This is a genomic window from Parvivirga hydrogeniphila, assembly GCF_023371205.1.
GTDB lineage: Bacteria > Actinomycetota > Coriobacteriia > Anaerosomatales > Anaerosomataceae > Parvivirga > Parvivirga hydrogeniphila.
Genome location: NZ_JAMCCO010000001.1, coordinates 454,984 through 475,961 on the forward strand (window position 1 = coordinate 454,984; position 20,978 = coordinate 475,961).

The 20,978-nt window shown below is 65.8% G+C and carries 23 protein-coding genes and 3 pseudogenes; 8 read left to right on the forward strand and 18 right to left on the reverse strand.

Annotated elements, in window-relative coordinates:
* The first annotated feature begins 25 nt into the window (after positions 1-25).
* The gene (locus MX659_RS02290) at positions 26-394 is read left to right on the forward strand and encodes a hypothetical protein (RefSeq protein ID WP_267191860.1); all 369 of its coding nucleotides are present in this window, start codon (positions 26-28) and stop codon (positions 392-394) included.
* 126 nt (positions 395-520) lie between these two features.
* On the opposite strand, the gene MX659_RS02295 is transcribed toward MX659_RS02290, so the two are convergent.
* From MX659_RS02295 to MX659_RS09150, 6 genes and pseudogenes are all read right to left on the reverse strand, one after another.
* The gene (locus tag MX659_RS02295; RefSeq protein WP_267191861.1) at positions 521-1,381 is read right to left on the reverse strand and encodes a hypothetical protein; all 861 of its coding nucleotides are present in this window, start codon (positions 1,379-1,381) and stop codon (positions 521-523) included.
* A complete protein-coding gene (locus MX659_RS02300; protein ID WP_267191862.1) occupies positions 1,371-1,958 on the reverse strand; it encodes a hypothetical protein in 588 nt (195 codons plus the stop codon). The genes MX659_RS02295 and MX659_RS02300 overlap by 11 nt, the downstream gene beginning before the upstream one ends.
* Positions 1,959-2,555: 597 nt before the next feature.
* Positions 2,556-2,681: an integrase core domain-containing protein gene (locus MX659_RS02305; RefSeq protein WP_407674463.1), complete on the reverse strand. Its 126-nt coding sequence runs from the start codon at positions 2,679-2,681 to the stop codon at positions 2,556-2,558.
* A gap of 17 nt (positions 2,682-2,698) precedes the next feature.
* Positions 2,699-2,902, reverse strand: a pseudogene (locus MX659_RS09145) (integrase core domain-containing protein); the annotation flags it as partial.
* Positions 2,860-3,393 (reverse strand): IS3 family transposase, encoded by a 534-nt coding sequence (locus tag MX659_RS02310; protein ID WP_267191863.1) that lies wholly within the window; start codon positions 3,391-3,393, stop codon positions 2,860-2,862. The pseudogene MX659_RS09145 and the gene MX659_RS02310, both read right to left, overlap by 43 nt.
* Before the next feature lie 58 nt (positions 3,394-3,451).
* Positions 3,452-3,661: pseudogene (locus MX659_RS09150) on the reverse strand (transposase); the annotation flags it as partial.
* A 129-nt stretch (positions 3,662-3,790) separates the two neighbouring features.
* Here MX659_RS09150 and MX659_RS09235 point away from each other — a divergent pair.
* Positions 3,791-4,260: pseudogene (locus MX659_RS09235) on the forward strand (transposase); the annotation flags it as partial.
* A complete protein-coding gene (locus MX659_RS02320) occupies positions 4,199-4,414 on the forward strand; it encodes a hypothetical protein (RefSeq protein ID WP_267191865.1) in 216 nt (71 codons plus the stop codon). The pseudogene MX659_RS09235 and the gene MX659_RS02320, both read left to right, overlap by 62 nt.
* Before the next feature lie 137 nt (positions 4,415-4,551).
* On the opposite strand, the gene MX659_RS02325 is transcribed toward MX659_RS02320, so the two are convergent.
* From MX659_RS02325 to MX659_RS02345, 5 genes are all read right to left on the reverse strand, one after another.
* Positions 4,552-5,427 carry a DegV family protein gene (locus tag MX659_RS02325; RefSeq protein ID WP_267191866.1) on the reverse strand — a complete coding sequence of 292 codons (876 nt, stop codon included), beginning with the start codon at positions 5,425-5,427 and terminating at the stop codon, positions 4,552-4,554.
* 52 nt (positions 5,428-5,479) lie between these two features.
* Positions 5,480-6,382: a patatin-like phospholipase family protein gene (locus MX659_RS02330; RefSeq protein ID WP_267191867.1), complete on the reverse strand. Its 903-nt coding sequence runs from the start codon at positions 6,380-6,382 to the stop codon at positions 5,480-5,482.
* The gene (locus MX659_RS02335; RefSeq protein WP_267191868.1) at positions 6,379-7,023 is read right to left on the reverse strand and encodes a lysophospholipid acyltransferase family protein; all 645 of its coding nucleotides are present in this window, start codon (positions 7,021-7,023) and stop codon (positions 6,379-6,381) included. Before MX659_RS02335 ends, MX659_RS02330 begins: the two co-directional genes overlap by 4 nt.
* A gap of 75 nt (positions 7,024-7,098) precedes the next feature.
* Positions 7,099-7,713, reverse strand: a complete 615-nt coding sequence (locus tag MX659_RS02340; protein ID WP_267191869.1) for a TetR/AcrR family transcriptional regulator — start codon at positions 7,711-7,713, stop codon at positions 7,099-7,101.
* A 603-nt stretch (positions 7,714-8,316) separates the two neighbouring features.
* Positions 8,317-9,045 carry a transposase gene (locus tag MX659_RS02345; protein WP_267191870.1) on the reverse strand — a complete coding sequence of 243 codons (729 nt, stop codon included), beginning with the start codon at positions 9,043-9,045 and terminating at the stop codon, positions 8,317-8,319.
* 59 nt (positions 9,046-9,104) lie between these two features.
* Between MX659_RS02345 and MX659_RS02350 the strand changes: the two genes are divergently transcribed.
* The 4 genes from MX659_RS02350 (at position 9,105) to MX659_RS02360 (ending at position 12,042) form a co-directional block, all read left to right on the forward strand.
* Positions 9,105-9,227 carry a hypothetical protein gene (locus MX659_RS02350; RefSeq protein WP_267191871.1) on the forward strand — a complete coding sequence of 41 codons (123 nt, stop codon included), beginning with the start codon at positions 9,105-9,107 and terminating at the stop codon, positions 9,225-9,227.
* Between the two features lie 191 nt (positions 9,228-9,418).
* On the forward strand, positions 9,419-10,072 hold the full coding sequence (locus tag MX659_RS02355) for a hypothetical protein (RefSeq protein WP_267191872.1): 654 nt from the start codon (positions 9,419-9,421) through the stop codon (positions 10,070-10,072).
* Between the two features lie 267 nt (positions 10,073-10,339).
* Positions 10,340-10,783: a GNAT family N-acetyltransferase gene (locus MX659_RS09160; RefSeq protein WP_407674450.1), complete on the forward strand. Its 444-nt coding sequence runs from the start codon at positions 10,340-10,342 to the stop codon at positions 10,781-10,783.
* A gap of 2 nt (positions 10,784-10,785) precedes the next feature.
* A complete protein-coding gene (locus tag MX659_RS02360; protein ID WP_267191873.1) occupies positions 10,786-12,042 on the forward strand; it encodes a chloride channel protein in 1,257 nt (418 codons plus the stop codon).
* A gap of 215 nt (positions 12,043-12,257) precedes the next feature.
* Here the strand turns inward: MX659_RS02360 and MX659_RS02365 are convergent, their stop codons facing one another.
* The 7 genes from MX659_RS02365 to MX659_RS02395 all read right to left on the reverse strand — a co-directional run bounded on the left by MX659_RS02365 (position 12,258) and on the right by MX659_RS02395 (position 19,893).
* Positions 12,258-14,168 (reverse strand): hypothetical protein, encoded by a 1,911-nt coding sequence (locus tag MX659_RS02365; RefSeq protein ID WP_267191874.1) that lies wholly within the window; start codon positions 14,166-14,168, stop codon positions 12,258-12,260.
* The gene (locus MX659_RS02370; protein ID WP_267191875.1) at positions 14,165-16,276 is read right to left on the reverse strand and encodes an efflux RND transporter permease subunit; all 2,112 of its coding nucleotides are present in this window, start codon (positions 16,274-16,276) and stop codon (positions 14,165-14,167) included. Before MX659_RS02370 ends, MX659_RS02365 begins: the two co-directional genes overlap by 4 nt.
* A complete protein-coding gene (locus MX659_RS02375) occupies positions 16,273-16,881 on the reverse strand; it encodes a TetR/AcrR family transcriptional regulator (RefSeq protein ID WP_267191876.1) in 609 nt (202 codons plus the stop codon). The genes MX659_RS02370 and MX659_RS02375 overlap by 4 nt, the downstream gene beginning before the upstream one ends.
* Before the next feature lie 114 nt (positions 16,882-16,995).
* Positions 16,996-17,898, reverse strand: a complete 903-nt coding sequence (locus tag MX659_RS02380) for an energy-coupling factor ABC transporter ATP-binding protein (RefSeq protein ID WP_267191877.1) — start codon at positions 17,896-17,898, stop codon at positions 16,996-16,998.
* Complete coding sequence (locus tag MX659_RS02385; protein WP_267191878.1) at positions 17,895-18,707, reverse strand: energy-coupling factor transporter transmembrane component T family protein; 813 nt, start codon at positions 18,705-18,707, stop codon at positions 17,895-17,897. The genes MX659_RS02380 and MX659_RS02385 overlap by 4 nt, the downstream gene beginning before the upstream one ends.
* Positions 18,707-19,516, reverse strand: coding sequence for an energy-coupling factor ABC transporter permease (locus tag MX659_RS02390; RefSeq protein WP_267191879.1), 810 nt, complete (start codon positions 19,514-19,516; stop codon positions 18,707-18,709). The genes MX659_RS02385 and MX659_RS02390 overlap by 1 nt, the downstream gene beginning before the upstream one ends.
* Positions 19,513-19,893, reverse strand: coding sequence for a Fur family transcriptional regulator (locus tag MX659_RS02395; RefSeq protein WP_267191880.1), 381 nt, complete (start codon positions 19,891-19,893; stop codon positions 19,513-19,515). The genes MX659_RS02390 and MX659_RS02395 overlap by 4 nt, the downstream gene beginning before the upstream one ends.
* Positions 19,894-20,053: 160 nt before the next feature.
* Between MX659_RS02395 and MX659_RS02400 the strand changes: the two genes are divergently transcribed.
* Positions 20,054-20,941 carry a selenium metabolism-associated LysR family transcriptional regulator gene (locus MX659_RS02400; protein ID WP_267191881.1) on the forward strand — a complete coding sequence of 296 codons (888 nt, stop codon included), beginning with the start codon at positions 20,054-20,056 and terminating at the stop codon, positions 20,939-20,941.
* Positions 20,942-20,978: the final 37 nt, after the last annotated feature.

The window sequence follows — 20,978 nt, forward strand, 5'->3', positions numbered from 1 at the left end:
GGTGGACAAGGCGATTCGGACAGCGTTGGCCAAGGCACCGGGCAAGCAGCGCGACAAGAACCTGGTGGTTGTCTATGCAGATGAGAAGCAGTCGGTTCCAGCTACTGACCTATCCGCAACGATCAAGAAGGCGGTTGAGGCCCGCGGCTACACGCTGCTGGAGGATGTGAACATCGTTCAATCGTCATGCGCTACGCCGGGAGTCTTGTTGGCGGACGTCATCGCATACCTGAGCATGTGGGTCTATGCCGGACACAAGGCTGCATCAGCTCAGGCGTCGCTGTTCGACGGTAATCCCGGAAGCGTCCCGAAGCATCTCGAGCAGAAGCTCCATGCGGTCTCCGCAATTCTCGAGCGCGGCAGTGGCGTGTCCTTCGTTCCCAAACTGAAGTAGTCGCCGCATGGCACCACCTAACCAGCGCATCCAGCAGACGCGGCAAGCGATAGACTGATAGAAGAAGATGGGCGCGCTGCTGATGCGCTGTTAGGCAGCCGTCTTGTTGGGTGACCCGCGGTCCACTTACAGCCCCAGATCCTCGCTAATCCACCGCGCGGTCTCTGTCTGCACTTGACTCAAGTCAGCGAGATCCACGGACTTGTAGACGTGTCCCGAGATGTCCGTCGGTACTGCTGAGATGGTGATGTCTTTCAGGATTGCGCAGCGACGTCCGGTGACCAGCATCGCACCAAGCTCGGTCGTCACGTTGTAGTTCAGCCCTCGACCCACGCGGTCTTCAAGTAGGCCGATGCCGTAGCGGCATGCCCACATATACGCCCCCACGTTTCCGAACAACTCCTCATCAACGATGCGATCTGATGCCAGATGCAGAGTCAGGCCGTGATCACTACAGACTTCCCTGATGGTCCGCACGGCTTCCGCGACAGGGTCAGGTAGCTTGCCGTTCTCGTCCGCAAAGCGCGTCATGCAGAACACGTTCGTCTCGAACGGGAACCGTTCGAGCAGACGACCAATGCCCTCGCGCCACCGAGGCGGGGCAAAGCCAGGGGGGATGACAGGGTGCATGGCGGTCGCCAGGATTGCGCCGTCTGCGGCCCGCTCGACCTCAACAGCCTGTACGGCGGCTCTCGAATGGTCGCCGAGAACGCTCATCGCCTGCTGCTTCCCCAAGGGCGTTAGGCTCCACCGGCCTGTCGGTCCATCCCTGACGACGAGACCGCTCTTGCATAGATTCGATAGGTGCGCTCCCACGCTCGAAGGCGCTGGGACGCGCAGCGTCTCAAACACCTGCTGGACATCCGCAGACGTGAACAGGTGTGCCTCATGGCGCTCAGACGCCACATACGCTGCAGCCAGAACCTTGTGCGATTGCCTCGCTAGGAGCTGGATGTACAGGCCGATGCCTGGCAATTCACTCGCCACCTACGATTCTCGACACAAGCTGCTGCGCAGCTTCCCAGCCAGGCTGAGTCATCTTGATCATCTTCTTGCGTCCGTTTTCTCGGACGATGAACAGATCGCGCATGTCCTTGATGGTCCGGGAGAAGTTCGGTGGGTCGTACTTGCGGTAGTGTTCCGCCACCGTTCGAATCTTGTCGGCATCTGTCGTTTCTTGATCAAGACCGCTCGCCTGGCGACCAGCGACCACGAGAAGGGCAATTTCCTCGGTAGCAGTCTTCTTCGGACTCGCCAGCTTCGACGAGGGCAGTACCAGCTTCAGATCATCGTCCTCAATGTGGAAGACGCGCTCGGCACTCTCCCTATCGATGCCCAGCTTCGTGGCGATGCGTCCGATCGAGTCCGTTCCGCCCTCCACGGCCGGAGCGACCATACCCGCCGGCGCCCCTGATGCGGTGCCATGGGCGGGAGCTGCCGCCGGAGCAGATTGGCCTGACAGAATCTCCACCGCCTTCTCGAAGGCTACCTGCTGAAGCTCCTTTGGCACCTTTGCAGTCTCTACGGCCTTCAGTGCCTCCGCGAGGATGGTGGCGATATCCATGGCAATCTCCAATCATGGTACTCCCATATCTTGGGCAGTATTCAAGCACGGCGTATACCCGTGTGTCAATAGCAGATGGAACGCGCGATTGGATGTACTGCGACGGCGCGCCATGTGTCGCCCTCGGCCAAAGTGGGTTTACCAGGTCTTACGGGCGTTGCCGCTCCCTACGGCACAATATGTGACGGCATCACCATCGGAATATGCGTAGTGCAGCAAGCGCTCTCGACGCTGCCTAACCCGGGCGTCCAGCAGACGCGGCGCCCGCGATGTAGGGTCGAGTAGGGAGCGTCCGCTGCGCCGCGGCTGAAGCGCAAACACGTTGATATGAGATTGCCGGTCAACCCGCGATCGCTCACGGTCCTCTCTGGTTCTTCGTCGGTACAAGCGGGCGGGCACATGGGAACGGCGCTCGACCATGCTGATATCCGGGGATTCGAACCCCACATCTCGGTCGGACCGGAGCCTGCCTCAAACTAGGCGCGCGCTTACATGAGTCGCATAACGTTATCGAGGATCTCTCCGGATGGGATGCCCCGTCTCTGGTACCAGCCGCAGAGCAGGGCCTCCGATGTCCTGACATCGTAGCGGACGTCGTCACGCTGCGCCCACGGGGTGCATCGCGGCGTACTCCTCCGGCGTGAGGTAGCCGAGCGAACTGTGCAGGTGTTCGGTGTTGTGCTCGACCCTGAACCGTTCGAGCATCGCCCGGGCGCGCTCGATGCTCCAGAACTCGTGCTCATCTCATTCAGGCATTCGTCGCGCAGGCGTGAGTTGAACGACTCGCAGAAACCGTTCTGCCAGGGCTTGCCCGGCGCGATGCGGAACGTGTCCGTCCCGATCTCGGCGAGCCAGTCCACGACCTCGGACGCGATGAATCCTCCACCATTGTCTGAACGGATCACCGCAGGCGTTCCGTGCTCTGCGAACAGCCGCTGAAGCACCAGCTCGACCGCGCCGGCCGTGATCGAGCGGGCGCCGAAGACGGCGAGCGCGCAGCGGGTGGAGACTCATCGACGGCGGTGAGCATCTTGAACGTCCTCCCGGGACTCGTGGCGTCGCAGACGATGTCGCAGGTCCAGACGTGGTTGCGGTACTCGGCGCTCACGGGCACACCGGCCCCGATGCGGATCTTGCGTCGGCGCCTGCGCGCCGGGACCGCCAGGTCGTGGTCGCGCCAGATGCGCTCCATGCGCTTGCGGTTCTGGACGAGACCGCGCCGCCTGAGCGAACGGAAGGCCCGCCTCGAGCCCCACCTGGGCTTGCGGCGCCTGATCTCGGCGATCGCGGCCAGGATCTCCTCGTCGCCTTTCGGGGCCGGCCCGCAGTCGAGATGCGAGCGCGAGGTTCCCACGACCCAGCACGCCCGTCTGGTGGACATGCCCGCGGCGGTCATCTCGCGCACCGTGTGCCGCTTGTCCGGTGCGCCGCTCATTTCCCCGGAGCACGTCCTTGATCACGTCAATCCCGAGGTCGCGCTCGGCGAGCAGCCGCTTGAGCCGGGCGTTCTCCGCCTCGGGCTCACGCAGCCGCTTGGCCTCCGAGACCGTCATGTCGCCGTACTTGCGCTTCCAGCGGTAGTAGGTCTGCTCGCTGATGCCGTGGATCCGGCAGACGTCTCTGGCCGCGACGTCGTCCTTGGCCGCCTGCGCCAGGATGTCGACGATCTGCGATTCGGTGAACCTCGCTTGCTTCAAAGCCATCTCCTCTCCTCGAGGAGACCCTAACACTCAGCGTGGTACCGATATCGGGGGGCATCCCAGCGGCCACTGCTCCATCCTCGAGGGTGATTGAAGCCCGAAGACGAGGAGGAGACAGCGGCCAAGGACACGATGGACCGGCTGGCATGGCTGCGCAAGACGCTTAAGGACGCCGATCCCGACCCGATGCGCGAGATGCTGCGCGTGTTCGCCGAAGAACCGATGGGTGCCGAGGCCGATGCGCTGTGCGGCGCCAGCCACGGCGAGCGTAGCGACGAGCGCGCGAACAGGCGTAACGGCTACCGGGAGAACGCGAGCTCGACACGCGAGTCGGAACGATCCCGCTCGCGGTGCCGAAGCTGCGCGAGGGCAGCTGCTACCCGGACCGGCTGCTCGAGAGCAGAAGGCGTGCCGAGCGGGCGCTCGTGGCCGTGATCGCCGAGCGCTGCGTGCGCGGGGTCTCGGCCAGACGCGTGGACGGGCTGGCGAAGACGCTCGGCATCGAGGACATCTCGAAGTCGCAGGCCTCTCGCCTGGCTCGTGCGCTCGACGACGAGATCGCCGCCTTCAAGCATCTTCCCGGACCGCGAGGGCATCATCCGTCTGGTGGGCCCGGTGCTCTCAGGGCAGCACGACGAGTGGCAGGCGAGCCGCCGTTGCATGTCGATCGAGCCGCTGGAGAAGACCATGCAGCCGATGCTCGTGGTGGAGGAAGGACTCGATCAGGAGGTGGTGCCCGCGCTCATGGCTGGCTGAGCGACAAGCTCGAGGTCGGAGCAGAGGGCCTCATACACCACTTGACGGGACGTGGCCATGCCGCCGGGACGGGTGCAGACCTACGATGCATCGTGAACCAACCCGTGGACTACCCCCGGTCAGCTTCGCATCTTGGCCTAGGTGCCTCTTGGTCTTCCCCAGAAGCCCACGACGAGGCCACCCGGGCCCGTGTGCGTGCCGATAATCACTCCTATGCGGTCTGTAATGGTCTCTCCCGCCGTGAACCGATCGGCCAGCATGCCCTTCAGCACGGTTGCATCGTCAGGACACTGCGCGTGGTCGAGAACGATAGTCTGCTCCTCGGGATCCTGGACATGTTCTGCGACCATATCAGCGAGCATTTCCAAGGCTTTGTGGCGTCCCCTGATCTTCTTCAATAGAGCGAGACGACCTTCGGCGTTCACATGGAGTATCGGCTTGATGTTGAGTATCGATCCGGCGGCGCCGGCCGCTGCCGAGATCCTGCCGCCACGTACCAGGTATTCGAAGGAGTCCACTGTGAACAGGTGGTTCACACGAAGGCGGTTGCGCTCGGCCCATGTGACGACCGCCTCGGCGGACATACCTTCGTTCAGCCGACGTGCCATTTCCAACACTAGCAGGGCCTGTCCTGCCGAGACAGAGAGGGAATCGACGACGTGTATATCAGCGTCGGGCCAGTCTTTCAAGAAGCGGTTGCGAGCGGTGAGAGCAGTCTCATACGAGCCGCTGAGTCCGGAAGAGATCGTGACGTACAGTGCGGTCTTGCCGAGGGCGTATGCTTGTTCGAATGCCCTCCGGCAATCGGCCGGCCTCACCTGAGAGGTCGTGGAACTGGCTCCCGCGCGAAGTGCATCGTAGAAGTCATCGCATGTGAGCGTAAGCCCGAAATCATCGAACCGGTCTTCACCATTGAGCGTGTATGGGAAGAAGAGGACCTCGACTCCCGCAGCTCTGAGGATGTCAAGCGACAGATCACAACCTGAGTCCGTGATCAACATGGTGTCCTGCATGATGCTCCTCTCCGCTTACGGGTGCCTCCGGTGCCGACCTGGTGTGATCCGGCTACATGCTTTGCCTGGCTGCTAGGAGGTTCTCAATCTCCTTCACGGCCATCTCAGCGGCCTTCTCACCCATCGAGATCATCTTTGCGGCCTCGTAGAAGTTGTAGTAGTAGACGTCGTCGATCAAGGGAGCGATCACTAGGTCGGCAGTCCTGAGCCGAGACTCAGAGAGCTCACGCTGCATCAAGTCGACCGAGCTGGCAGCGAGCTGATAGACCGAGGGTGAACGCAGTTTGCTCATGACCGCGTCAAGCGCTCTCGAGTAGACGATATCGGGGAAGCCCCTGCCCTTCACTTCGCTGACCTCGACCTTCTGGTCGTCGTTGGAGTAGACGGGCATCCTGCTTCTAGGGACGCCCAGGTTAGTGATGGCGACCACAACGTCTGCCCTCATATTCTTGGCGACATCGACCGGGATTGGGTTGAGCACGGCTCCGTCCACGAGCAGCCGTCCATCCCGCTCCACCGGCGCAAAGATCACAGGGGTCGAGAGGCTTGCTCTGATCGCGCTGGCAAGATCACCCTCGCGCAGCACGACTTCCTGCCCGTTGGTCACATCTACGGCTACGCATTCGAAGGGCATCCTCGTGTCGGCGAACGTCTTGCCACCCAGAAGATCGCGGATGAACTTCTCGACCCGTCGTCCATTCACCAGAGCCGTACTCGGACGGGCGATATCGACGAGAGAGACGAGCCGCTTGATATCGATGGAGAGTGCGACCTCCTCCATTTCCTGCGGGGTCATGCCGACCGCGTAGGCACCGCCGATGAGCGCGCCTATGCTTGTTCCCGCGATCATGTGGATCGGCAGGCGCTCTCTGTCCAGCACTTTGAGCACACCGATGTGTGCGAGTCCCCGGGCGCTCCCGCTCCCGAGGGCCAGACCCAGCCGTTCTCCACTCATGCGTTCTCCCTCGGCATGTGCTCCATCGCAACCTTTTCATCGCACGTTCGAGCCGAGCACATCTCGGCCAGTGCGTTTTCGAGGGCCTTCCTGCCCTCGGGCATCGCTTCCTTGACGCTCGCACTGGCTCCTTTCACATCCGAGGGACGGAAAGTGCTTCCTACGCTTACTTCAATAGGACACAGGGTGGGCAACGCTCTTCCTGGGGGGAGGGCTTCTCTTGTGCCCGCTATGCGCACCGGAAGGATCGGCGCGTTCGCTTTCAGCGCTAGGTAGACCGCCCCGCCAAGGATCTCGCTGCCGACGATTCCCCCTTCGGGGAACACAGCCACCGTCCCGTCCTCTTCAAGGATCGCGAGCGCCTTCTTGAGGCTGCTGATATTGGCGCTCTGTTTCTTCACCGGTAGCGCACCCATCGCGCGAAGGAAGGTTCCTCTGATGAGTTCGTCGAACAGATAGGAGGCGGAAAGGAAGGTGAGGCGTCTGTCGGGGAAGGCCGACGCCAGTACGAAACCGTCGAGATTGCTCTCGTGGTTCGCCGCTATGACAAGTGGGCCTTCCGAAGGGAGGTCCACCGGCGAAGCGATCTTCATCCGAAAGGCGAACCGGAAGATCCGTGCCGTCAGGAACCGTGTGATCACATACAACGTTGGAACCAGCTCCGAATCACTTCGTGGGATACTCGATAGCGCTCAGGATCTCGTGCGCGCGATCGTCTACTGACTCGGCGACAGTTCACCGCTGAGCCCCAGGACGGCCATGATCTGGTCCGAGACCTTGTCCGGGTCGAGCGGTCTCTCCAGAAAGGAGTGCTCCAGTATCAGCCCGTCCATCATCGCGGTGAGCATCAACGTCAAGAGATTGCTGTCGACCCCCCCATGGAGACGTCTATGCGCAACGATGTCCTCGATCACAGGCTTCAACAGGCCGACGAGTTCCTCCCTGAACTGTAGGACGTGTCGGCGCAACTCCGTCTCACTCGGGGAAAGCTTGACGACGAGTGCGTTGACGAGGTTCTTCTCTCGCATCCCGAACTTCAGGTAATCCTTGACGATCTGATGTAGTCGCCCGTCCAACGTCTCCTCGCCGTGTGCCGCCTGAAGACGTGCACGCAGGTCTGCCATAACGTCGTCAAGCACTGTCCGGTAGATGTCCGTCTTGCCGGAGAAGTGATGGTAGAGCGAGGCTTTGGTGATGCCGAGGCGTCGGGCGATATCGTTCATGGATACGCCAAGGTAGCTGCGATCCGAGAAGAGTTGTCGAGCGACGTCGACGATCTGCCTCTTTGTGCTCTCGGGACGGTCTAGTCGTTGGTCGAGCCGCTCATCCATGCTGTGAACCCCCTGTGTCCACCTGAGAATCTGTGTGACGGGTACGCCGGGCCTACCAACCGGTCGGTAGGGCCGAAATGTACCATCCCATCGGAGTCGAGTCAACGCCACGCTCGTACCCGCATATCACCAGATGCGAAGTGGTGCGCATTCCTGCCATAGCTTCGGGTTGCTAGTGGACCATTCTGTGATCGAGCCAATGACACGGAGATTCATGGTTCCCTGCTACGTAGCCTGAGCGAAGGTGCTGCTAACCAGCGCGTCAACACAGACAGGGCGCAAGGAGCGGTAGACTCAGGTGAAGATCGCGCGTAGCGCCCTGCTGGTTACGCGCAAACACGTTGATATGAGATTGCCGGTCAACCCGCGATCGCTCACGGTCCTCTCTGGTTCTTCGTCGGTGCAAGCGGGCGGGCACATGGGAACGGCGCTCGACCATGCTGATATCCGGGGATTCGAACCCCGCATCTCGGTCGGACCGGAGCCTGCCTCCAACGAGGCGCGCGCTTGCATGAGTCGCATAACGTCATCGAGGATCTCTCCGGAGTCTCGCGCCCGCCCGCGTGCATGACGTGTACCACCGCGCAGGACCGAGGTTGTCGGTCATGAGGCCCCACACGAAACCTGAGAGCTCGCGTGCGGTCGCCACGACCGCGGTGTGTGCCCCCTTTTCCTCGCCGAGATCGTGCGGAAGGTCCGATTGAGCCGCACCTGTGCCGCCCACGAGCAGGCCGCGACCTCAGGCGGCATCCCCTCGAGACGCTCACGGAGCTTGCTGCGCACGGCAAGGGCGTGCCGGTAGGCCCAGGCGGATTCCACGAGCGCGCGGCGGATGTGCCGGTTTCCCGTCGTGGTGATCGAGCCTTGGTGCCTGCTCGCCCCGCTCGAGTGCTCGGAGGGGGTGAGACCCGTGAAGCCCATGTAGGAACCGGCGTCACCGAAGCGGTGGAAGTCGCACGTCTCGGACATGATCGTCATGGCCGAAAGCGTCCCGATGCCACGAAGGGCAGAGAGGCGCGCGACGCCTTCTGCGAACGGCTCTGTCGCTGCGATCTCCTCGATGCGGCGTCCCATCTCGGAGAGCTGGGTGTCACGGATGAAGTAGGCAGCGAGCAGGTTGGCAAACGCCTCGGTCGCAAGCGGCTCGTCGAAGGTGACGGCACGCGCCCACACCTCGAAACGGTGAGACCAGGCGTCACGAGGACCGGGGTAGCGCTTGCCGTAGCGCAGGAGGAAGCTCCGGATCCGCTGGCGGGCGACTCTCCGGTCGCACTTGACCTCCTCGCGCACGCGGATGAGGTTGCGCACGGCCTCCTCGGCAGCCCCTGGCACCCGCACACTCGTTCGTGAGCTCGCCCGCGCGATGGAGCCGTGCGAGGTCGCGCGCGTCGATGCGGTCGGTCTTCACGCTGACGCCGCTCCTTCTCGGGATCATCGAGGGTGCGATCACGGTCGTGCCGGGTCGCAAGACGGCGACCGAGATCGTGTCCTTGTGGACGTCGAGCCCGATGTGAGTGCACTCGTTCATGGCCGGCCCCTCCGTATGTCGGCGCCGCGGGGTCATTCCCGCCGTGATCCACGTTATATGCGGATTCGGGCCGGCCATCTCATAGTGACTAGCACCGCTCTGCGTTCGCGGATGCGTGTCAGACACGCTTGCTATACTCAGGGTGTTCGTGTTGCTTTCGGCAGTTAGGGGGACGTGATGATTCGGGAGTTCGCCCATCTCGATCGGGTGGACATCGGGGCCATGGATGCCCTGATCGACTCGATGATGGAATTGCTTGAGGCCCTCGACGAGGGTCTCGTTCCGAACGACACTGATTACACGCTCGAGGACTTGGGTGTGTACGTCGAGTCTCTCGTTCGCGGCCAGCGCGGTTCACTCGGAAGGACCGTACCGGGTAGCTGGGCAGTAGCGCCTGACGACGCAGGAATGGACTCTGACGCTCGCGTCAAGTACATCTTCCGACCAACGTACATCGCTGTCGCGACTCTGAGCCGCGTGCTTTGCGAGTTCCCCTTGACCGCGATGCGGGTTCCTGGCTACCTAGATTCGTTGCTCAACGGGATGACCTTTTGCTCGCATCGAGGTCTACGGGGCCACGGGTATGAGGCGGACGTCGGTGCGATCGACGCGCTACGAACGTTGTCTCTCGGCAAGGTTCCGTGGCTGCTCGCTCGTAATCCGGAGGCGTGTCCCCCGCTCAAGTCGGCCATCGACCATGTGGCTCACGATATGGCGCATCGCCTTGCAGCTGGAACCGCTGTGGGCATGTGGGGCGAGGACTACTCGGACGGCTTCAGGTCCGTACTTGAAACGCTGCGGTCGAAGAACGGTCTTGAATTCAAGGCGTGATTGCGGGAAGCTCCCACGAACCCTAGTAGTGGTGCTGCGCGTTCGTAGCGGTTCGGCACTGCCTAGCAAGCACTTCCAGCTGACGCGCAGGAGTCGTCGGCTAGACTGAGGAGTGGTTGGCGCGCATCTGAAGCGCAGAGATGTTAACCCGAACCCGGAGGGCCAGTGTTCCGAGTGAGACCGGCTGATCCCGGCGAGCACGAGGTCTTGAGCGCCCTGGCTCATCGTGCCAAGGCGCACTGGGGTTACACGGGGGCCATGCTCTTAATGTGGGACGATTTGCTCGCCCTGACACCATACTTCATCGCCTCGAATGACGTGTTGTGTGCGGTGAGTGAGGGCACCGTCGTCGGCTGCGCGGCAGTCTGTGTTAGGGATTCTGTTTTCGAACTCGAGCATCTGTGGGTCGATCCAGAGTGGCAGGGGCGCGGTGTCGTTCGTCTGCTGCTCGCAGCGTCCGTGGAGAACGCTCGATCTCGCGGTGCGGCTCGACTCAGGGTCGTCTCAGACCCCAACGCCAAAAGCTTCTACGCGCGTATGGGTGCAGATTGCCGCCTGACAAGCGCTTCCACTCAGACGGTCGTGCTGTGCGCTAGACTCGGGTCGGAAGTGCTCGTCGGCCCGCCGCGGCTGACGGGCAATGCGTTCGACGGAACGAGAGCGTGCCGCATCGCGTGCGCCGGGCCGCGCCCGAACAGCTTATGGAGGTGAGAGTGCAGTTGCCGTCACGATCCGCCAACCGCCACATCCGCGTTCTGCCCGCGTCGATCATCGTCGGCCTGATCGTGGGTCTGGCCGTTACGGAGCTGCGCTATCTGACGACGGACGTCATGTGGCCGCGGCTCATCTCGACTCACAACCCCGTCGTGCTGTTCGCAGCACCGGCCGTGGGCATCCTCCTCTCGGGGCTGCTTCTGCGCTGCTTCGCGGACCGCCCGGAGATCCACGATGCTGAGTCGTACTTGGAGGCCTACCACCACGGCATGACCGAGACTCGGCTGGGTTCGTTCGTGGCGAAGGTGGCAGCAGCTGTCGCGACCGTCGGCCTCGGTGGGGCGGCCGGCCTCGAAGGACCCAGTCTCTACGTCGGCAGTTCGCTCGGCGCAGTGGTGGCCGACCGGATGCAGAGGATCGGGCTGAGCCGCCGTCGGCTGAGGGCCTTGTTGGTCGCAGGGGCTGCAGCCGGTATCAGCGCCGTGTTCAAGGCGCCGCTCACCGGGCTCATCTTCGCCCTCGAGATGCCATATACAGACGATTTCGCGCACGATGCCCTGATCCCTTCGATGCTCGCCTCGGTCGCCTCCTACCTTGTCGCCATATCGCTCATCGGCACAGAACCGCTCTTCCAGGTCGACCGCACCTACGTGCCCAGTGTCGGCAACGTCATGTTGGCGCTTGCTCTGGGCATCGTGGTCGGCCTAGCAGCCCGCTTGTTCTTGGCGTCGCTCAGGTTGGCCGATGCCCTGACGGAGCGATGGAGGATTCCTCTGGTCGCGCGAGCTGCGATCGGCGGCATCCTGTGTGCCTCCTTCGGACTCGCCAGCTTTCGGATCTACGGGTCTCCGTTGGCGATAGGCAGCGGGTATCAGCTCATCGACGCGGCCGCAGCGGGTCGCTACATCGGGTTTGCCTCGGTGGTCTTGTTCATCCTTCGCGGCGGTGCCGTCGTCTCCACGTTGGGAAGTGGTGCCGCCGGCGGATCGTTCGTCCCTCTCGTGTCCCTTGGCGCCATAGCCGGCGGCGCATTCGAGGCGCTCGCGCCAGCCACCGGGCCGTTGTTCCCCATCGTCGGCATGGCCGCATTTCTCTCTGCGGCCAGTGCCACGCCCGTCGCTGGCGCCGTGTTCGTCGCAGAGTCCACCGGAGCCGCAGGGTTCGTCATTCCCGGCTTGGTGGCCGCTGCTGCCGCATACGTGGTCACCGGCGGCAGGACCCTTTCGGAGCACCAGCGACCCAGCAGGCGTCGGTAGTGCGGGCGAGAACAGCCCGTGTCGATCGGAGCGCGGCAGACAGTCCGCCTGCGTGAGGCATCTTCGGCGGCGAGAACAGCTGGGGCGGACTGCAGCCCACGGCTTACGCCGGCCCCGGCACGCTGCACATGAAGTACTGGCGCGCGTTCGAGCCGGCCAACGCGCCTGTAGCGATGTTCGAGGTGACGGTCCGGGTGAAGTGAGGCAGCTGCGCCCTACTCCGCCCCGACGCCCTCGAGGCGGTACATGATCGTCAGCCGACCGGTGGCGCCCTCGGGGAGTCCGAGGAAGCTCCTGTAGCCGTCGGCCGCCCGCTTCATGGCCTCGGTGATCGCCTCGCCGCGGTTGATGTCGTTCACGCCGTCGCGCAGGCCGTCCGAGAGCGTCTTGAGCCCGTGCTGCGAGGTGTCGAGGCCAGGCAGGTCGTGCCCCTCGACTTGCCCGCCCGATGCGAGCGCCGACAGCGCGCTTCTGAGCTGGTCGAGCAACGAGGCCGCGTCTGCAAGCTCGCTGAGCGAGTCCGCGCTGCTCGCAAGCTCGTCCGAGACCTGGCCGATGCCGTCGGCGAGTGCGCGCGCGGAGTCGCGCGTCGTCGCAAGCCCGGGCATCTGCTGGCCGGCTACCTCGCCGCCGTCGCGCAGCACGACGAGCGCCGCCTTGAGCTGCAAGAACGCCTGCGGCAGCTGCTCGAGCGCCCCGGCCTGCTCCACGATGGCGGCAAGCCCGTCTTCGGTCTGCTTGAGGCCGTTCGCCAGGTCGTGCACGGCCGCGCGCGTGTCGGCAAGCCCGGGGATCGGCTGCCCGCCGACGACGCCGCCCGAGCGGAGCGCGTCGAGGAGCGCTTGCTGCTGGGCGAGACCCTGCGCGAGCGCGGCGATCTGCGGGTCCGTGGGGTAGGCGGCCGCGCGGTCCTGTGCGAGCGCAAGCAGCGAGGCGTTCGACGTCCGGATCTGGTCGAGCAGCGCGATCTGCCCGTCGATGAGCGCGACGATCTGCTCGGCGCCGTCCTGGGCCTGCGAAACGCCCTGAGCGAGCTGCTGGAGCGCTGCCTGAAGCTGGGCGAGGTCGTCGAAGGCGCCGGTGTCGATGCCGGCGATCACGCCGTCGAGGTACTGCGTCTGCGCGGCCGCGAGCGCTTCGACGCCGTTCGCACCGTCCGCGAGCTGCGCAAGCCCGGTCCGCATGGCGTCGAGGCCGCTTGCAGCGCCCGTGATGGCGGAGGTATCGAAGCCGGACATCCCGTCCAGGATGCCGGTGACGACCTGGCGCTGGCCGTCCGAGAGCTGGGCGAGCTGGTCGAGCGCGTCAGCGACGTCGCCGAGCTGGCTCGCCACCGAGAAGTCGGGGGAGGCGGGAAGCTTCGGGAACACCGAGATGATGAGGGGCTCCAGCCTGATGTCGCGCGCGTCGAGCACGAGCGTCATCGAGGCGTCCGGCGAAGGCATGACCGGCACCGCGTAGGTGGACGTGGATCCGGTCACCGCGACCTGGGCTTGCTCCGGAGCCTCCACCACGGTCATGCGCGTGCCGTCGATCTTGAACTGCGGGACGCAGAGCAGTGGGACAGCGTAGGTGACCTCCTCGGAGCGTTGCGAGCCAGAGCCGTCCGTGTACCAGACGGTCTCGCGCCGCTCCAAGCGGTTGTGGAAGGTGAGCGTGATCGCAAGGCGGCCGCTCTTGCCCGCCAGTTGATCAGGCTCTGTTTCCACTCCGTCGAGCTCGTAGCGCGCAGAGATCTCGAGCGGGAGCTCGGAGCCGGTCTGAACGCGGTAGAACACGTCCGCGGCCCCGGTCGACTCGACGCTGCCGCGCACGAAGCCGCCCTCGAGGCGCGGCTCGAAGCCGTCGGTGAGCGAGGCGAGCGCGCGTGCGCCAGGCGCCGGATCGGCGACCTCGAGCAAGCCGTCGCCGGTGAGGTGCAGCCAGTCCACCACGACCGCCTTGCTCACCTTCCCGCGCGCGTCGCAGATGGCGTAGACGGTCTCCGAGTCGGTCACCGCATCCGGCTTCTTCGGCTGCGGCGCCGACGCTGCGGTGCCGGTGCCGAGGACAGCAGCGACGAGCGCGGCCGTCGTGGCGAAGGCAAGCACGCTGCGCGAACGGGTGTGAGCACGACGCATGATCATCGACCTCTCTTCACGTGCTTCGGCCAGCCGATGCTCAGGCGTTCGTACAGGGGCTGGCCGATGACGAGGACCGCTGGCAGGACGAGCAGGATGACGGTGAAGCTCGTGACGGCGCCGCGGGCGAGGAGCTCCGCGAGCTTGCTCACGATGCCGACGCGGGAAAGCAGCGCGAGCGAGATGGTGGCGGCGAACATGACCGATGCGCTCACGAGGACAGACTGGCTCGATTCGGCGACAGACGTGTGGATCGAGCGGATGCGGTCGCCGGTTCTCGCGAGCTCCTCTTCGTAGCGCGTCGTGAGCAGGATCGCGTAGTCGACCGTCGCTCCGAGCTGGATCGCTCCGATGGCCAGCGCCGCGACGAAGATGATGGTGCCGCCCGAGAGCGCCTCGAAGGCCTGGTTGGCGACGATCGCGAGCTCGATGCATCCGACGAGCGCTATCGGCACGGCAAGGGACCTGAACGCTGCTGCCACGATGAGGAAGATGGCCGCGATCGACAGCAGGTCGATGCGCTCAGCGTCGCCTTGAGAGACGTTCTCCATGTCGCGCATGAGCACCGGCTGTCCCGTGAGATAGGCGCGGTGCGGCCACGCACCTGCGACCGTCGACCGGATGGCGTCGAGCGTAATGTCCAGCCGCGCCGTGTCGTCGAGGCCGTACGCGAGATCGAGCGTGAGGTAGGTGCGGCCTTCCGAGAAGAAGACCTCGCGCGCGGAGGCCGGCACGAACTCCTCAGGCAGCCTGGGATCGACGAGCGAGGTGTAGCCGAAGACCCGCGTGACGCCGGGGACGGCCTCCAGGCGAGCGCTCAGCGCGTCGAGCGCGGCGAGGTCCTCTGCGCCCTCGACGACGAGGTACGCGCTCGTCTCGCGCCCGAACGCTTTCGCAATGCGGTCGTTCGCGACGACGGACGGCATGTCCTTGGGAAGCCCCTGGTTGAGGTCGTAGCTGAGCTTCACCTGGCCGTAGGCGCTCCAGGCGAATACAGCCGCGACGGCCGCGAGGCCGAGGATCGGCCATGCGTGGCGCGCCACCGCTTCGCCGACGCGAGAGAAGTCGAAGCGAGGGGTGCGATGCCGGATCCGCTCGATGAGCGGGCGCAGGTCGATGAGCAGCCCGGGCAAGAGCGTGATGACCGCGAGCATCGCGATCGGCACGCCGCGTGCGAGCGCGAGCCCCATGTCCTTGCCGAACCCGAGGTGCATAACCGTGAGGGCGAGGAACCCGGCGACGGTCGTCGCCGCGGCGGAGACGATGGACTTGAAGGTTGCAGCAGTCGCGACGGCCATCGCCTCGTGTTCCGGCAGCCGCTGCCGTTCCTCCTCGAAGCGGTGATAGAGGAACAGCGCGTAGTCCATCGTGACGGCGAACTGCACCGCGAAGACCACGACACGGGTGAGGTACGAGATCTCCTGGCCGATGTAGAACGAAAGCCCCAGGTTCACGAAGACCGACGCCGCGATGGTCCCGACGAAAAGCACCGGGACGACGACGGACGGCACGGTGAGCAGGAGCACGACCGTCACGAGGACCAGGACGGCGATGGCGATCCGGACGCTGTCCCGCGCCATCACCTCGGAAAGCTCGACTTGCTGGATGCCCGTGATCGCGGCGTCGTGGCCTTCGAGCACGCGCTTGAGCTCGTGCACAGCCTGCTTCGTGCGCGGGTCGTTCTGCGAGTGCGTGAAGCTCACCTGCAGGAGCGTGGCGTCGCCCGCGAAGTAGTTCTTCGTGACAGCCGAGTCCAGGAACTCGCGCGGCTGCTCGATCGGCGCGAGGTCGGTGACCCAGTGCACGGACTCGACGCCGCTGATGCTCTCGATACGCGTGACGAGCGATTTCACCTGTGCGTCGTCGGCGTCGGCGATCATCACCTGTGCGACGTTGCCGAGCGAGAAGTCCTCCGTGAGGATGCGGTAGCCCTCGACCGACGGCAGGTCCTCGGGGAGGTACGACAGCAGGTCGTAGTTGACCTTGACGTTCATCGTGCCGAACGCCCCCAGCACCACCAGCAGCGCGGCGACGGCCTGGATCTGCCGACGCCGGCGTACCACGAAGCGCCCGAACCGCAAGAGCGCGCTCTCAGAGTTCCGCACGCGGCTCACGCCCGTATCCCTCGCAAGAACAGGTCGGCCATCCGCTCGCCAACGTCCGCTGGCAGAGACTCTGCGAACCCGCCGACGACCGAAAGCGCGCGCGCCGTGATAGGCGCGTTCGTCATGGCGAAGAACGCGGCGGCGGCCTGTCTCGGGTCCACCGGGCGGAATGCGCCTGCGGCGATGCCGTCTGCGATGGCGGAGGCGAGCGCGTCGACGATGGCAGAGGCGCGTTCCAGCACCTGCTGCGGCAAACGGCCTTCGAGGCTCGCGACGCTCAGGATGAGCACGCGCATCGTGTCCGGATGGCTGCCGAGGAGCTCGCTGTAGGCGCGAGCGAACGCAATCAGCCGCTCGGCGGGGCTGCCCGGCTCCGCCAACGCGTCGCTCGCGACCGCTTCCATCAGGTCGGCGGCCTCGAGCACGGCGGTCTCGAACAGCGACTGCTTGTCGGCGAAGTGGTAGTAGATGAGGCTGGTGGACGTGCCGCTCGCCTGTGCGATGTCGGCTACGGACACGGCGTCGAACCCGCGCTGGCCGAACAGCGCGCCAGCGGACGCGAGGATGCGGTCGCGTGCGGAATCGGAGCTTCCGTGGGGTTCGGCCGATGCCATGTTGGTCCTCCTGACTGAACGTTCAGTCAGGAGCATGCAACACGCGGTTTGCTCCGTCAAGGCCAGCGGGAGGGTGCGCGGCCTTCCGCGCGTCGGAGGCCGGCGGCCGCGGCCTCACGCACGTCCTGAAGTCTCCGCACGCCACTGCGCGAGCTTCCGAGCGGCGTCCTCGACGGTGAGCACGGGCTCGGGGGCGTCGGGCGTCTCGGCGCGCAAGCGCTCGAACAGCTCGGCGAGGATCGGCGGGCGGATGTTGCTCGCACGCAGCGCGCTCGCATTCGCGAAGACCTCCTCGGGGGTGCCGCGCACGGCGATGGTCCCGCCAGGCGCGAGCACGTACGCGTAGTCGGCGAACTCGGGCACGGCGTCGATGTCGTGCGTCGTGAGCACGATCGTCATACCGCGCTGCCGCGACAGGCGTTCGAGCAGGTCGAGCACGTGCGCGCGCGACTCCGGGTCGAGGCCCTCGAACGGCTCGTCGAGCACGAGGAGCTCGGGATCCATCACGATCGCTCCCGCGAGCGCGACCTTGCGCTTCTCGCCGCCGGAGAGGTTGTGCGGCACGCGGTCGGCGAGGTGCGCGATGCGGAGCTCCGCAAGCGCGCGCTCGACGCGGTCGCGCACGTCCTCCTCGGCCAGGCCGTACTGCCGAGGCGCGAACGCCACGTCATCGAAGACGGTCGGCATCAGCAGCTGCTCATCGACGTTCTGCAGCACCACGCCGATGCGCGAGCGGATCTCCGTCCACTTCTCGGCGGGCGGCACGCCGAAGACCGTCACGACGCCCTCGCTCGGCTTGAGCAGCCCGAGCACGTGGTAGAGCATCGTCGTCTTGCCAGCACCGTTGGGGCCGAGCACTGCGACGCGGCGGCCTCGGTGCGCCACGAAGTCCAGTCCGCACAGGTGCACCGAGGCTCCGCCCTCATAGGTGTGGCGGGCGCACGAGATGTGCACCACGGCCTCAGCGCCGGGGTCCTCGGGGTGCGTGTGGTCGAACGGGTGCACGTGCGTGCTCATCGAGACGCTCCTTCCTTGGAAGCGGCGCGCAGGACCAGCACCGCCGCGAGCAGTGCGAGCGAGAGCGCGAGCGGCATCCAGCTGTAGGGCACCAGATCGCGCCAGGCGATGCGCCACGCGACAGAGGCCGCGATGGCGGCGAGCCCGGCGACGGCGAGCACCGCGTCTGCGGCCGGCGCTGCGCTCCGCCGGACCGGGACCGTGAGGCGGCCGGAGTAGCCGCGCAGCGCCAGCACGTCGTACTCGCGCTCTGCGAGGTCGAACGCGTACAGGACGAGATTGCCGAGCGCGCGCACCGTCGCGCGGGCGCTCCGCACGGGGTGGCGTCCGGCGCCCGAGCGCAGCCGGGCCGCGACGACCAGGTCGTCGAGCTTGTCGCCGAGGATGAAGATGGCGCGGTACGTCATGAACAGCGCGTCCCCGACGAGACCGGGAAGCGCGCGCTGGATGCTCGCGAAGACCTGGGGGTACGGCGTCGTGAACAGCACGAGGACGACCGCGAGCGCGGCGGTGACGGCCTTCGTGACGATGAGCGCACCCGAGAGCACGTCAGGCGCCGAGGCCCAGGCGAACAGCGCTGCGAACACGGCGGGGTAGCCGGCGAGCGCGAGGTACGGCCGCATCGGGATCCGCGCTGCGACGGCCGCCGCGACCGTTGCGACGGCCACCGCGAGGCACACGAGCACGTTCGTGGTGATGGCGGCCGCGGCGATCGTGAGCGCAGCGACCGCGATCTTGGTGCGAGGGGACGCGGCGTGCAGGGCCGACCGCCCGCTCGTTGCGACGGCATCGACGAGCCTGACGTCCATCACGCGCCTCCGTGATGCTCGGCGGGGGCCGGGCGGATGGGAGCGGGCGCTCGCGGCTCGATGAGCAGCGACGGGCGCACGCGCGCGAGGTACCCGACGATGGCCGCGGTGACGAGCGCTTCGAGCACCCACCCGATCGAACCGAGCGTGTACACGACGGTGGCGAACCGCTTGAGCCCGAGCCCGGCCTCGTGGCCGGCCGTCTCCTCGTGCTCGCCGCCCGAGAACAGCCCGACATGCACGACGCCTGTCGAGAACGGCGAAGCGAACGTGAGGTTCTCCGGATCGAGCGCGCCGGTGTCGCGCTTCGTCGCTTCGGTGGTGCCGGAGATGGCGACGAGACCCACGAGCAGCGTCGTGGTGAAAAACAGCGTCAGCACGGTCGCGACGGCCGCCGCCTGGCCTGCGCGTCGTAGCCCGAACACGCGGAGCAGCCCGTGCAGAAGCGCCCAGCCCACGCACATCTCGGTGGCAGTCATGAGGGCGTTCAAGCCGATGATCGTGACGCCGCCGTGCCCGAGTGCGGCCAGAATGACCTGTACGATGAACGCGGACACCACCGAAAGCGCGGGTCCGAGCAGCGCACCGGCGAGCACCGTGAGGTTCATGTGGTAGCCAAGCGGCACGATCTCGCTGGACATCGCGACGATGACGAGCGCCGAGACGATTCCCACGAGGGGAAGGCGTCGGCGCGTCTCGTAGCGGCGGGACGCCCGGTCGGCGACGAGAAGCGCAGCGATGGCGAGAAGCCAGCCGCCGCCCCAGAGCCACACCGGCAGCACGCCGTCAGGGACGTGGATGTGCGTCATGAGCGTGCCCCCTTCTGGGCGCGTGCGCATTCGGCGCACACGCCATAGATGGCGACATCGTGGCGCGTGAGCACGAAGCCTTCAGGAAGCGCCGCCGAAACGAGCGTGCACGCGACCGGCGCCACCGCGCCGCACGACATGCACACGGCGTGGTGGTGGTGCTCTCCGCACGCGCAGACGGCGTACAGCGCAGCGCCGTCCAGCTCGCCGACGCGCGCGAGGTAGCCCGCTTCGGTCATCGCGCTCACTGCTCGATAAACGGTGGCAAGGCCGATGCCGGGATGCTCCTGCGACACGCGCTCGTGCAAACGCTCTGCGGTGAAGGCGCCGCCCATCGTCGATGCGGCGGTCGCGATGATGGCGCGTGCACGGCTCACCCTGCGCCCTCCGTAGGGCGACGGTGGCCGAACGTGCGCCGTTGCTGGATCAGCCGGCATGTGCGCCTCCAAGTGATACTGGTTCTCACTTACGCTCGACGGTATACCCCATTGCCGTGGGGTACAATCGCGCCAGGGACCTCGTGCGAAAGGCGATGGGATGAACCTTCAGCAGCTGCGGACGTTCGTCGCGGTCGTCGAACACGGCTCGTTCTCCGAGGCAGCGCGTGCGCTCGGCATCACCCAGCCGGCCGTCACGATGCAGATGCAGTCGCTCGAAAGCGAGCTCGGCGTGACGCTTCTCGATCGCCGCTACAGGCGGGTCGACCTCACCGAGGCCGGCGCCGCACTCCTCCCGTACGCGCGCCGCGTGCTCGAGGAGATCGAGGAGGCGCGGACCGAGATAGAGACGATGTCTGGGCGCGTCACCGGTCACCTCGACATCGCAGCGAGCACGACACCGGGCCAGTACGTCCTGCCGCGTCTGCTCGGCAGCTTCCTCAAGCAGTACCCCGAGGTGAGCGTGTCGCTTCGCGTGTACGACACCGCTGAGGTCGTCGAGCGCGTGGAGGCAGGCGAGGCGCACATCGCCATGACGGGCGCCGAGATCCCTGGTGCGCGCGTCGTGCAAGAGGAGCTCGGCCGGGACGACCTCGTCATGGTGTGCCCGCCCGACCATCCCGTCGCCGCCAAGCGCGGCTTGGTGATGGAGGACCTCACCGAGGAGTCGTTCGTCATGCGCGAGGCCGGCTCAGGGACGCGGATGGTGGCCGAGGAGGAGATGAAGCGCCACGGCGTCGATCCGCACGAGCTCGACGTGGTCCTCGAGCTCGGCACCAACGAGGCCGTGCTCTCCGCCATCGAAGGCGGCATCGGCATCGGCGTGGTGAGCTCGTGGGTCGCGGACAAAGCGCTCAAGCTCGGCACCGTCGCGCAGGTCGACGTCGGCGGCTTCCCGCTCCGCCGGCCGCTGTACCTCGTGATGCCGCGCACCACGCCGACGCGCGCGGCCGACGCGCTCGCGGACTTCCTGCGCGAGCGGCTGTAGCCGCGTCTCTTGAGCCGCACGCACGGCCGGTGTATGC